The organism is Staphylococcus felis, assembly GCF_003012915.1.
Classification (GTDB): domain Bacteria; phylum Bacillota; class Bacilli; order Staphylococcales; family Staphylococcaceae; genus Staphylococcus; species Staphylococcus felis.
In genome coordinates this window covers 450,905-463,600 of the sequence record NZ_CP027770.1, presented here as the reverse complement: position 1 = coordinate 463,600, position 12,696 = coordinate 450,905, and the positions used below count along the sequence as shown (strand labels likewise).

The following is a 12,696-nucleotide window of genomic DNA, read 5'->3' as shown; positions in this document are numbered from 1 at the left end:
GCTAATGGTGAAAGAAACATTTTACATTACGACACCTATATATTATCCAAGTGGTCACTTACACATTGGACATGCGTACTCAACCGTAGCAGGAGATGTCATTGCACGTTACAAACGCCTTCAAGGGTATGACGTACGTTATTTAACTGGAACGGATGAACACGGTCAGAAAATACAAGAGAAAGCACAAAAAGCTGGGAAATCAGAACTTGAATATTTAGATGAAATGATTGAGAGTATTAAATCTTTATGGAAAAAGCTAGATATTTCGAACGATGATTTTATTCGTACAACTGAAAGCAGACATAAAGTCGTAGTCGAAAAAATCTTCGAGAAACTTTTAAAGCAAGGTGATATTTATCTAGGGGAGTACGAAGGTTGGTACTCTGTGCCAGATGAAACGTTCTACACTGAAACTCAGTTAGTGGAGCCTGTGTACGAAAATGGCAAAATTGTCGGCGGTAAAAGTCCGGATTCGGGACATGAAGTTGAGCTTGTCAAAGAAGAAAGCTATTTCTTTAAGTTATCTAAATATACGGATCGCTTGTTAGCTTTTTATGATGCACATCCAGAGTTTATACAACCTCCTTCACGTAAAAATGAAATGATTAACAACTTTATTAAACCTGGATTATCTGATTTAGCGGTTTCACGTACGTCATTTAACTGGGGTGTACAAGTACCATCTAATCCGAAGCATGTCGTATATGTATGGTTAGATGCGCTTGTCAATTATATTTCTGCGTTAGGTTACTTAACAGATGAAGATGCACTATTCCAAAAGTATTGGCCAGCAGATATTCATTTAATGGCAAAAGAAATTGTGCGTTTCCACTCAATTATTTGGCCGATTATTTTAATGGCATTAGACTTACCATTACCTAAAAAAGTATTTGCACATGGTTGGATATTGATGAAAGACGGCAAAATGAGTAAGTCTAAAGGCAATGTGATGGACCCTAATGTGCTCATTGAACGCTATGGTCTAGATGCGACGCGTTACTATTTAATGCGCGAATTGCCATTTGGATCGGATGGCGTCTTTACGCCTGAAGCCTTTGTAGATCGTACGAATTATGATTTAGCGAATGACCTAGGGAATTTAGTTAATCGTACAATTTCAATGATTAACAAGTACTTTGATGGTCAATTACCGGCGTATGAAGGACCCAAACATGAACTTGACCAGGAGATGGAGCAACTTGCACTCGATACAGTTGCTGCATACCATGAAAATATGGATAGTTTACAATTTTCGGTTGCACTTTCAACAGTTTGGAAGTTAATTTCGCGTACTAATAAATATATCGATGAAACAACACCATGGATGCTTGCAAAAGATGAAAGTCAAAAGGATATGTTAGGCAATGTGATGGCACATTTAGTTGAAAATATACGTTTTGCAGCTGTATTGTTGCGCCCATTCTTAACACATGCCCCGTACCAAATTTTTGAGCAATTGAATATTCAAAGTGAGGCGTTACATGGATTTGAAAGTCTTGAACAATATGGTCAACTTTCAACTCCAATTACAGTTACGGCTAAGCCAACGCCAATCTTCCCGCGTTTAGATGTAGAGGTGGAAGTAGAATATATTAAAAAATCAATGCAAGTACCAAAAGTAGAAGAAGAAGTCCCTTCTAAAGCAGCGATTGATATTAAAGATTTTGATAAAGTAGAAATCAAAGCCGCAACCATTATTGACGCTGAAAAAGTTGAAAAATCAAGCAAGCTACTTAAAATAGTTGTAGATTTAGGATATGAACAACGACAAATTATTTCTGGTATTGCAAAGTTCTATCAGCCAGAAGACATCATTGGTAAAAAAGTAGCCGTTGTGACGAACTTGAAGCCTGCAAAATTAATGGGTGAAAAATCAGAGGGTATGATTCTATCTGCTGAAAAAGATAAAGTTTTGACACTTGTGAGTCTACCAAGTGCAATTCCGAATGGCGCGGTTATTAAATAAGGAAAGAAGAGGTGAAGTCATGGAAGTACGACTCACCTCTTTTCTTTCGAGTGGCTATTTTAAAGAAATACGATTCAGGGTAAGATGATAGAAATAGCTACATGAATACATTTAGGTTATGAATAAGGAGGAATAATGCATGTTAATTGATACGCATGTGCATTTGAATGCAGATCAGTATGATGAGGATTTACAAGAGGTGATTGATCGTGCATTAGAAGCAGGTGTTGATCGTATGTTTGTAGTCGGTTTTGATACGAAAACGATTCAACGAGCAATGCAACTTGTTGAAACATATGACTTTTTATACGCGATAGTCGGTTGGCATCCTGTTGATGCGATTGATTGCACGGAAAAAGATCTAGAGTGGATTGAAACGTTAGCTTCACACCCTAAAGTGATTGGTATTGGTGAAATGGGATTGGATTATCATTGGGATAAATCGCCAAAAGATGTGCAAAAAGCGCTTTTCAGAAAGCAAATTGCATTAGCTAAACGTGTCAAATTACCGATTGTCATTCACAACCGAGAAGCAACTCAAGATTGTGTGGATATTTTATTAGAAGAGCATGCTGAAGAAGTGGGCGGTATTATGCATAGTTTCAGCGGATCTCCTGAAATTGCAGATGTTTTAATTCATAAATTAAATTTTCATATCTCATTAGGTGGACCAGTCACATTTAAAAATGCTAAGCAACCGAAAGAAGTCGCTAAACATGTACCGCTAGATCGCTTACTTGTTGAAACAGATGCGCCATTTTTATCACCGCATCCTTATCGTGGTAAACGTAATGAGCCGTCACGCGTCACACTTGTAGCTGAACAAATAGCCGAACTTAAAGGGATTTCTTATGAAGAAGTTGCTAAACAAACGACTTTAAATGCCGAGCGGTTATTCAACTTAAAATAGAGAAGGTGACATTGTGAAAATTAATGAGTTTATTGTAGTGGAAGGGCGTGATGACACCGAACGCGTGAAGCGAGCAGTCTCTTGTGAAACGATTGAAACGAATGGAAGTGCCATTGACGAATCCATTATTGAAGTGATACGTCAAGCACAAGAGACAAGAGGGGTTATCGTATTAACGGATCCTGATTTCCCGGGTGATAAGATTCGCACGATTATTAGACAAGCTGTTCCAGGAGTGAAACACGCATTTATTGACCGTGAAAAGGCCAAAAGTAAACGTGGCAAAATTGGGGTGGAACATGCAAGTTTAGAGGATATACGTGAGGCGTTGACGTATGTATCAACGCCTTTTTCTGAAGGAGAAGAGTCCATTCGTAAGGAAGTATTAATTGATTTAGGGCTTATAATAGGTCCAGATGCTAGACGACAACGCGAAATATTAGGGCGACGTTTACATATCGGCCATTCAAATGGAAAACAATTATTAAAGAAACTCAATGCTTTTGGCTTTACTGAAAAGGATGTACGCCAAGCATTAGGAAAAGAGGAATCAAATTAATGCATGAAAAAGATATAGCTACACCATCAAGAACACGTGCGTTACTTGAAGAACATGGTTTTAGTTTTAAGAAGAGCTTAGGGCAAAACTTTTTAATAGATGTCAATATCATTAACAAAATTATTGAAGCGAGCGGAATTGATCAAAATACAGGTGTTATCGAAGTCGGACCAGGCATGGGTTCGCTTACAGAGCAACTTGCCAAGCATGCTAAAAGTGTGGTTGCTTTTGAGATTGATCAACGTCTAATACCTGTATTAACTGAGACATTATCGCCTTATGATAATGTCACTGTCATCAACGAAGATATTTTAAAAGCGGACGTATCCCAAGCGATTAAGCGACATTTAAGTGGGTGTGATCAAATTTTAGTAGTAGCTAATTTGCCATACTATATCACGACACCCATTCTTCTAACTTTATTAGAAGAACATTTAAATATTGATGGTTATGTTGTGATGATGCAAAAAGAAGTTGGAGAACGCTTGAATGCTGATGTGGGTACTAAGGCATATGGTTCACTCTCAATCGTAGCAAAATATTACACCGAAACATCTAAGGTGACAACCGTTCCGAAAACTGTGTTTATGCCTCCACCCAATGTGGATTCAATTGTGATAAAACTCATGAGAAGAAGCGAACCACTTGTTGCCATTGATAACGAAAAGGAATTTTTCAAAATGACGAAAGGTGCATTTAGCCAACGTCGAAAAACAATATTAAATAATTATCAAAATTTATTTATAGAGGGTAAGCAGCATAAAGAATATATAATTAAATGGTTAGAAAGTGCTGAAATTAACCCTAAAAGACGTGGGGAAACGCTGTCAATACACGAATATGCACGATTATATAATGAATTGAAAAATTTCCCGAAATTGACATTATAAAAATATTGACTTTCATCCATTACCTTGATAAAATTGAAATTTTATTTGACGCTTTGCTTGGAATGTGTTATAATACACTTGTAGCGAGGTGGAGCAATATGCCAAAATCTATTGTAGACATCAAAAATCGTCTTGATTGTCAGTTAGGAAATCGTATTGTACTTAAGGCTAACGGAGGACGCAAAAAAACAATAGAACGTTGCGGAGTGCTAGCTGAAACATATCCGTCAGTGTTCATTGTTGAGCTTGACTCAGATAAACATAATTTTGAACGCGTATCATATACGTATACGGATGTACTGACAGAAAATGTACACGTATTATTTGTAGATGATGAACGTCAACTAGAAGTGACTGCACAATAAAATCATTGAATGGGATTTATTATAGAACGTACATAGGTAAGCCACTTGATTTCATATGGAATTAGGTGGCTTTTCTTTATGTTTATGCTGTTAATGAGAAGAATATCACGATGATAATAAAACAGGTTCTATAGTAAATCGGACTGGTGTATAAATAATTTCATTTATTTGATTGTTCCATAAAGCCTCGCTTTTCTAGGCATCTCACCTCGACTCATTTTAAGATTGAACTTACCCAATCTTAAAATGGATTTTCGGTTACGGCAAGATGCCTCAGAAGTCTCGGCTTAGGAAACAATCAAATTTGCTATATTTATTCATACCCCTAAGTTATAAAGTATGTTTTACCAACTCAATTTTACTGATTTTTTGTTGTATTAGAAGAGGCATTAATGTTCAAGACTTTATGATCACACAACGAAAAAGGCGTTAAGCAATCCATTATTGCATAACGCCTTAATTTAATGCGACCAGTCCAATTTGACTGAGAGCCATAAAACAATACATACATTGATCATACGACTTGTTTAATAAGTGAGATAAGTTAAAAACAGGCGACTGATTTAAGCGTTATATGTTAAAATCACTATAATACCAATTTGAAAGAGGCAAAAATTGTGATGATTTATGAAACGGCGCCAGCTAAAATCAATTTAACATTAGATACCCTTTATAAAAGAGATGATGGCTATCATGAAGTTGAAATGATCATGACCACAATTGATTTAAATGATCGTTTATCTTTTGAAAAACGTCAAGATGATAAGATTGTTTTGCATGTTGATGAAACATTCATTCCCTCAGATGAAAGGAACTTAGCTTATCGTGCAGCATTATTGATGAAAGAAACATATGACATTCAACAAGGTGTCACGATTACATTGGATAAAAATATTCCAGTTGCAGCTGGACTCGCAGGGGGATCAAGTGATGCAGCGGCTACAATGAGAGGGATGAATCGATTATTCGGGTTGAATATCTCATTAGAAGAGTTGAGTGATTTATCAGCAGCAATCGGATCGGATATCCCATTTTGTGTATATGGTACAACGGCAATATGTCGTGGGCGCGGAGAAGTGATTGAATTACTACCAAAACCACCTTCTTCATGGGTTGTTATTGCAAAACCTGATGCAGGATTATCAACGCCAGAGATTTATGGTCATTTAGATTTGTCAAAACCATATGAAGTACGCACTAAACAATGTCTAGAAGCTATAGAAGCAGGTGACTATGACTTGATGTGCCAAAGTTTATCAAACCGCTTAGAACCGGTATCTATGGCTTTACAAAAAGATATTGAAAAGCTAAAAGTAAACATGATCAATAATGGAGCAGATGGGGCGCTGATGAGCGGTAGTGGCCCGACTGTCTATGGATTAGCGCATAAAGAACGTCAGGCGCGTCATATTTATAATGCTGTCAGTGGTTGTTGTAATGATGTTTACGTTGTAAGAACGTTAGGATAAAAAGAGAGGATGTCATAGGTGAGATATAAAAGAAGTGAAAGAATCGTTTTTATGACCCAGTATTTAATTAGCAATCCCAACAAACTTGTGCCCCTCACTTATTTTGTAGATAAGTTTAAGCAGGCTAAGTCATCAATTAGCGAAGATGTTCAAATTATTAAAGAAACATTCCTAAAAGAACAACTCGGAACAATTGAAACTGTTGCTGGCGCAAGTGGAGGCGTGAAATATAGGCCTCAGATGCAAAAAGAAGAAGCGGTGGCTGTTGTCAATGAAGTCATCTCATTGCTGCAAGAGAAAGAGCGTTTGCTTCCAGGAGGCTATTTGTTTTTATCCGATTTAGTCGGAAATCCGAGATTACTGAATAAAGTAGGACGATTGATTGCAACGATTTATATGAAAGAAGAGTTAGACGCAATCGTAACGATAGCGACTAAGGGCATTTCTCTTGCCAATGCAGTGGCAAGCGTTTTAAACTTACCAGTAGTTGTAATACGTAAAGACAATAAAGTAACGGAAGGTTCAACCGTTTCAATTAACTATGTCTCTGGTTCTACAAGGAAGATTGAGACGATGGTCTTATCCAAACGTACGCTTAAAGAACATTCAAACGTACTGATTGTTGATGATTTCATGCGTGCAGGTGGTTCAATTAATGGTGTAATGAATCTCATGAATGAGTTTAAAGCGCATGTAAAAGGGGTATCAGTACTTGTAGAATCAAAAGAAGTCAAACAAAGGCTGATTGAGGATTATACTTCCTTAGTACGTTTATCTGACGTAGATGAATATAATCAGGAATTCAAAGTTGAAGAAGGCAATAGTTTATCTAAATTTTAATTGTAAAAGGAGCGTTACAGCATGAAAGTAATTAACACAAACAAAGCGCCTGAAGCATTAGGGCCATACTCACATGCAACAGTGGTGAATGGTCTCGTTTATACATCAGGTCAAATACCATTAAATCTAGATGGTGACATTGTAAGTGAAGATGTGCAAGAGCAAACTAAACAAGTACTTGAAAATTTAAAAGAAGTACTTGATGCAGCAGGATCAGACTTGCAACATGTCGTAAAAGCGTTAATTTTCCTTTCAGATATGGAAAATTTTCAAAAAGTGAATGAAGTTTATGGTTCATATTTTGATACTCATAAACCAGCCAGAAGTGCTGTAGAAGTTGCACGTTTACCAAAAGATGTTAAAGTTGAAATAGAACTTATTGCTGAAGTCAAAAATGTATAATCATAAAGGTTCTTTTTAGGCTTCTTACTACACAACAACAAATTATATGCTTATGGGGGGCTCACTACATGAAAGTGACAGATGTCAGACTAAGAAAAATACAAACTGATGGTAGAATGAAGGCTTTAGTATCAATTACACTTGAGGAAGCATTCGTCATCCATGACTTACGTGTAATTGAAGGGAATTCAGGCCTGTTTGTCGCAATGCCTAGCAAACGTACACCAGATGGTGAATTCCGTGACATTGCGCATCCAATCAATTCTGAAATGAGACAAGAAATACAGGATGCAGTAATGAAAGTATATGAAGAAACTGATGAAGTATTTGTACCAAACAATCAAGACAATACAGAAGCTTCAGCAACAACTGATGAAGAAGCTTAAATACTTGTGATAGTTTATGAAAGAGCTTTGCACTTGGACATGTCGTTCAATCGCAAAGCTCTTTTTTCAAATCATATTGTCTAAAAGCTGACAATTGTGTGTTGTAAGCCCCTTTTTTAGAAGTAATCATTTGATGAACTTGTATTTATTGGAATAACTGTTGAAAGTATGTGCAAGCTTAAATTATAATTATATAGAAGCGTAAAAATACTGGAGGGTTCATTGCAATGCAAAAACATGCAATTGTTTTAGCAGCGGGAAAAGGCACAAGAATGAAATCGAAAAAGTATAAGGTGTTACATGAAGTGTTAGGTAAGCCAATGATTGCGCATGTTATTGATCAAGTCCGTCATTCGGGCGTTGATGAACTTGTAACCATTGTTGGTCATGGTGCAGATAGCGTCAAAGAAGCACTGGGTGAAACATCAAAGTATAGTTTTCAAGAAGAACAGCTTGGTACAGCACACGCTGTTAAGCAAGCATCTGAACATTTAGCACAAAAAAAAGGAATTACGCTCGTAGTATGTGGAGATACACCACTTATTACGGGTGAGACTTTGTCGAAGTTAATCGAACATCACGAACGTGAAAAAGCTGTTGCAACGGTATTATCAGCCACGACACAAACACCTTTTGGTTATGGGCGTATTGTTCGTAGTGATCAAAATGAGCTTGTTGAAATTGTAGAAGAAAAAGATGCAAATGATTCGCAAAAAGCAATTACAGAGATTAGCTCAGGCATCTTTGCATTTGATAATCAAACCCTGTTTACATTGTTAGAAAAAGTCGATAACAATAATGCACAAGGCGAATACTATTTACCTCAAGTGCTTACATTAATCAAAGCTCAAAAAGGCAAACTAGCGATATACCATACAGATGATTTTGATGAGATTATGGGTGTAAATGATCGTGTAGCATTAAGCCAAGCCGAGAAAAAATATCGTCAACGTATTAATGAATACCATATGAAAAATGGTGTTACATTAATCGATCCTGAAACAACTTACATCGGTGTTGATGTTATCATTGGACAAGATACAACTATCGAACAAGGGGTAAAGTTGACAGGCCAAACGCAAATTGGTGACGACACTGTTATTGGACAATATTCAGAAATTCATAATAGTCAAATTGGTGATGCGGTGCATATTCGACAATCGGTAGTAACGGATGCGCACGTCAGCTCAAAAGTTAAAGTTGGTCCATTTGCACAACTTAGACCAGGTGCTGATTTAGGTGAAGGTTCAAAAGTCGGTAACTTCGTCGAAATTAAAAAATCTCAAATTGAAAACGGTGCGAAAGTCCCACATTTAAGTTATATTGGTGACGCTCAAATTGGTGCACGTACAAATGTAGGTGGAGGTACAATCACGGTTAATTATGATGGTGTCAATAAGTTTAAAACGACGATTGGTCAAGACGCTTTCATCGGATGCAATACAAACCTCATCGCACCTGTAACAATAGGTGATGGTGCGATGATTGCTGCGGGATCATCAATTACAGATGATGTGCCTGAATCAAGCTTAGCACTGGCACGTGCAAGACAAGTCACTAAAGAAGGATATTTAAATCAAAACAATTCTAAATAATATGTAGGATAAAAGAGGTCTACTTAAATAGTGACCAAATAAAAATTGGAGGATTTATAATGTTAAACACCGAATATAAAAATTCGTCTATGAAAATTTTCTCGTTGAAAGGTAATGAGCCACTTGCACAAGAAGTTGCTGAACATGTGGGCGTAGAATTAGGTAAATGTACTGTTAAACGCTTTAGTGACGGTGAAATTCAAATCAATATCGAGGAAAGTATTCGTGGTTGTGATGTGTTTATTATTCAACCGACTTCAAATCCAGTAAACGTACACTTAATGGAATTGTTAATTATGATAGATGCGTGTAAGCGTGCTTCAGCGGCTAATATTTCAATAGTTGTGCCATACTATGGATACGCGCGACAAGATCGTAAAGCACGTAGCCGTGAACCTATCACAGCTAAATTAGTAGCAGATTTATTTGAAACAGCTGGTGCCCATCGTATGATTGCGTTAGATTTACATGCACCGCAAATCCAAGGCTTCTTTAATATTCCGATTGACCATTTAATGGGTGTGCCTATCTTAGCAGAGTACTTCTTAAACAATAAAGATATTGACCCCGAGCAATGTGTTGTTGTTTCGCCAGACCACGGCGGTGTTACAAGAGCGCGTAAGCTAGCGGATATTTTAAAAACACCAATCGCGATTATTGATAAGCGTCGTCCGAAGCCTAATGTAGCTGAAGTCATGAATATTGTAGGTGAGATTGAAGGGCGTACAGCGATTATTATTGATGATATTATTGATACGGCTGGTACGATTACATTAGCAGCACAAGCTTTAAAAGATAAAGGTGCGACAGAAGTTTATGCATGTTGTACACACCCAGTTTTATCTGGTCCAGCTAAAGAGCGTATCGAAAATTCAGCGATTAAAGAATTAATTGTGACAAATTCAATTCAGCTTAAAGAAGATCAAAAACCAAGTAATATTAAAGAGTTAACAGTAGCTGAACTATTAGCACAAGCCATTGTTCGTGTATATGAAAGAGAATCAGTAAGTGTATTATTTGATTAAAAGTGAGCATTGACTTTTGTTACTTTTTTGTGTAAAATACTTCTGTTCGTACAAAATCGAACAAATAAACACTTGCAAGCAACTTACCGGTTGATGGGCAGGTGCGAGGCTAGGATAGAGTCAATGTTCGTTTGAAACAGCGATTGATACTTTTATCTCAACCTCAATAGAAAGGTGGAAAATGAATATGACTTCATTAAAGTCTATTATTCGTCAAGGTAAACAAACACGCGGAGATTTACGTAAAATCCGTGAAGCAGGTAAAGTACCTGCAGTAGTATACGGTTATGGTACAAAAAACGTATCAGTTAAAGTCGATGAAGTAGAATTCATCAAAGTGATTCGTGAAGTTGGCCGTAACGGGGTTATTCAATTAGGCGTAGGTTCTAAAGAAATTAAAGTCATGGTTTCTGACTACCAATTCGATCCATTGAAAAACCAAATTACACACATCGACTTTTTAGCTATCAACATGAGCGAAGAGCGTACTGTTGAAGTACCAGTTCACTTAATTGGTGAAGCGCCTGGTGCTAAAGAAGGTGGCGTAGTTGAACAACCAATTTTCGACTTAGAAATTACTGCAACACCAGACAACATTCCTGAATATCTTGAAGTAGATATCAGTGGATTAGAAATTGGTGACAGTATTTCAGTGAGCGAAATTAAAGTTTCTGGAGATTTCACAATCGAAAATAACCCAGAAGATGCTGTTGCTTCAGTTGTAGCACCAACAGAAGAACCAACAGAAGAAGAAATCGCTGAAATGGAAGGCGAAACTCAAACGGAAGAGCCAGAAGTTGTAGGCGAAGAAGCTGACAAAGAAGAAAAAGAAGAAGAATAATTTATTTTATTCCGTAGTGAGGCTGAGACATAATATCTCAGTAATCGAAAAAACTTCGAGGTTTTCGTAAGAATTTACGAAAAATCTCGAAGTTTTTCCTTTAATGATATGTTTAGTCGCACGACGTACAATTCATTTTCTTATAGTTAATGCTATAAAGACAAAACCGAGTCCTCGTTTTACCTCATTTAATCCTCGCACCGACATTTGATTGAACCCTAAAATAGTCTTCATTAATCTAAAAACAGGTTCTACATTCATTTTTCTTTGTTTGTAGATTTTTTGCGTTTCTGGTTTAGAACGCTTTTGATTCAATTGCACTTTAAAATACTCCCAATTATCATTTCTCATGATTTTTTATTTGTTTTGAATGGTACAAAAGGGTCTTGTTTTTTAAGTATAATAGTGAATGATTACATGCATAAACGAAGTATTGATGACGAGACTCCTGAGGCTATCCCCTCGGAAATCGAAGTCATATTATACAAAGTTATATCATAAAAGGAAGCACTAAGACGTATTTTTATTAAAAAGCATCTTAGCATTATTTATTTTGGGGTTGATGTCCCGGCCTCGTTCTTTTTTTAATCGCTAAATAAAGTGATAGAGTGAATATTATAGTATTAAAGTTACATTATCACACTTATACTTATTGCAACTGCACACTAACTTTTTGGGACTTAATATCCCTTTTTAAATATTAATATTTAATTTTGTTGTTATTTTTTAAATTTTATGTCTATTATGTATGATGTATCTATCTGATTGAGGTCATACACCCTCCTCAATGGTAAATATGTTAAGATATAGTAATAATATAATGGAGTTACATTTCATCACGTGTATGAATCATAAAGTGTCGGAGGTAAATCATGAAGTGTATAGTAGGATTGGGAAATATTGGAAAAAAGTATGAGCTGACAAGACATAACATTGGTTTTGAGGTGATTGATGCATTATTGTCTAGACATCAACTTAAATTGGATAAGCAAAAATATCGTGGTGCTTACACAGTAGAACGTATTCATGGCGAAAAGGTGATGCTCATAGAACCTATGACATTAATGAACTTATCGGGTGAAGCGGTGGGCCCTTTGATGGCATATTATAACATTAAAGTTGAAGATTTATTAGTATTGTATGATGATTTGGATTTAGCACAAGGTCAGGTACGGTTGCGTCAAAAAGGCAGCGCTGGTGGGCATAATGGGATGAAATCGCTTATTAAAGCATTAGGAACTACTGATTTTAAGCGTATTCGCATTGGTATCGATCGACCTACAAATGGGATGTCAGTACCTGATTACGTATTACAAAGATTTTCTAAAGCGGAGATGGAAGTGATGCGTCCTGTTATTACACATGTCGCTGATGCTGTTGAAGCATTTATTAATCAAGAAAAGTTTGAAAATGTAATGAATCAATATAATGGTGAGGTTAAGTGA

13 protein-coding genes and 1 pseudogene are annotated in these 12,696 nt (G+C 36.5%); 13 read left to right on the top strand and 1 reads right to left on the bottom strand.

Annotated elements, in window-relative coordinates:
• Positions 1 to 4 precede the first annotated feature (4 nt).
• From metG to C7J90_RS02240, 12 genes are all read left to right on the top strand, one after another.
• Positions 5 to 1,969, top strand: a complete 1,965-nt coding sequence (metG, locus tag C7J90_RS02295; protein WP_103209019.1) for a methionine--tRNA ligase — start codon at positions 5 to 7, stop codon at positions 1,967 to 1,969.
• Positions 1,970 to 2,108: 139 nt separating this feature from the next.
• Positions 2,109 to 2,879: a TatD family hydrolase gene (locus C7J90_RS02290; protein WP_103209020.1), complete on the top strand. Its 771-nt coding sequence runs from the start codon at positions 2,109 to 2,111 to the stop codon at positions 2,877 to 2,879.
• A 13-nt stretch (positions 2,880 to 2,892) separates the two neighbouring features.
• On the top strand, positions 2,893 to 3,438 hold the full coding sequence (gene rnmV, locus C7J90_RS02285; RefSeq protein WP_103209022.1) for a ribonuclease M5: 546 nt from the start codon (positions 2,893 to 2,895) through the stop codon (positions 3,436 to 3,438).
• The gene (gene rsmA / locus C7J90_RS02280) at positions 3,438 to 4,328 is read left to right on the top strand and encodes a 16S rRNA (adenine(1518)-N(6)/adenine(1519)-N(6))-dimethyltransferase RsmA (RefSeq protein WP_103209023.1); all 891 of its coding nucleotides are present in this window, start codon (positions 3,438 to 3,440) and stop codon (positions 4,326 to 4,328) included. The genes rnmV and rsmA overlap by 1 nt, the downstream gene beginning before the upstream one ends.
• 98 nt (positions 4,329 to 4,426) lie before the next feature.
• Positions 4,427 to 4,693, top strand: a complete 267-nt coding sequence (locus C7J90_RS02275; RefSeq protein ID WP_103209025.1) for a Veg family protein — start codon at positions 4,427 to 4,429, stop codon at positions 4,691 to 4,693.
• A gap of 620 nt (positions 4,694 to 5,313) precedes the next feature.
• Positions 5,314 to 6,162: a 4-(cytidine 5'-diphospho)-2-C-methyl-D-erythritol kinase gene (ispE, locus tag C7J90_RS02270; RefSeq protein ID WP_103207784.1), complete on the top strand. Its 849-nt coding sequence runs from the start codon at positions 5,314 to 5,316 to the stop codon at positions 6,160 to 6,162.
• 18 nt (positions 6,163 to 6,180) lie between these two features.
• A complete protein-coding gene (purR, locus tag C7J90_RS02265; RefSeq protein ID WP_103207744.1) occupies positions 6,181 to 7,002 on the top strand; it encodes a pur operon repressor in 822 nt (273 codons plus the stop codon).
• A gap of 21 nt (positions 7,003 to 7,023) precedes the next feature.
• The gene (locus C7J90_RS02260) at positions 7,024 to 7,404 is read left to right on the top strand and encodes a RidA family protein (RefSeq protein WP_103207746.1); all 381 of its coding nucleotides are present in this window, start codon (positions 7,024 to 7,026) and stop codon (positions 7,402 to 7,404) included.
• 68 nt (positions 7,405 to 7,472) lie between these two features.
• Positions 7,473 to 7,790 carry a septation regulator SpoVG gene (gene spoVG, locus C7J90_RS02255; protein WP_103207748.1) on the top strand — a complete coding sequence of 106 codons (318 nt, stop codon included), beginning with the start codon at positions 7,473 to 7,475 and terminating at the stop codon, positions 7,788 to 7,790.
• 227 nt (positions 7,791 to 8,017) lie between these two features.
• Positions 8,018 to 9,385 carry a bifunctional UDP-N-acetylglucosamine diphosphorylase/glucosamine-1-phosphate N-acetyltransferase GlmU gene (gene glmU / locus C7J90_RS02250; protein ID WP_103207750.1) on the top strand — a complete coding sequence of 456 codons (1,368 nt, stop codon included), beginning with the start codon at positions 8,018 to 8,020 and terminating at the stop codon, positions 9,383 to 9,385.
• 59 nt (positions 9,386 to 9,444) lie between these two features.
• Positions 9,445 to 10,410: a ribose-phosphate diphosphokinase gene (locus tag C7J90_RS02245; protein ID WP_103207752.1), complete on the top strand. Its 966-nt coding sequence runs from the start codon at positions 9,445 to 9,447 to the stop codon at positions 10,408 to 10,410.
• 187 nt (positions 10,411 to 10,597) lie between these two features.
• Positions 10,598 to 11,251 (top strand): 50S ribosomal protein L25/general stress protein Ctc, encoded by a 654-nt coding sequence (locus C7J90_RS02240; RefSeq protein WP_103207754.1) that lies wholly within the window; start codon positions 10,598 to 10,600, stop codon positions 11,249 to 11,251.
• Between the two features lie 132 nt (positions 11,252 to 11,383).
• On the opposite strand, the pseudogene C7J90_RS02235 reads toward C7J90_RS02240, so the two are convergent.
• A pseudogene (locus tag C7J90_RS02235) lies at positions 11,384 to 11,608 on the bottom strand (transposase); the annotation flags it as partial.
• 515 nt (positions 11,609 to 12,123) lie between these two features.
• Between C7J90_RS02235 and pth the strand changes: the two are divergent.
• Positions 12,124 to 12,696 (top strand): aminoacyl-tRNA hydrolase, encoded by a 573-nt coding sequence (gene pth / locus C7J90_RS02230; RefSeq protein WP_103207755.1) that lies wholly within the window; start codon positions 12,124 to 12,126, stop codon positions 12,694 to 12,696.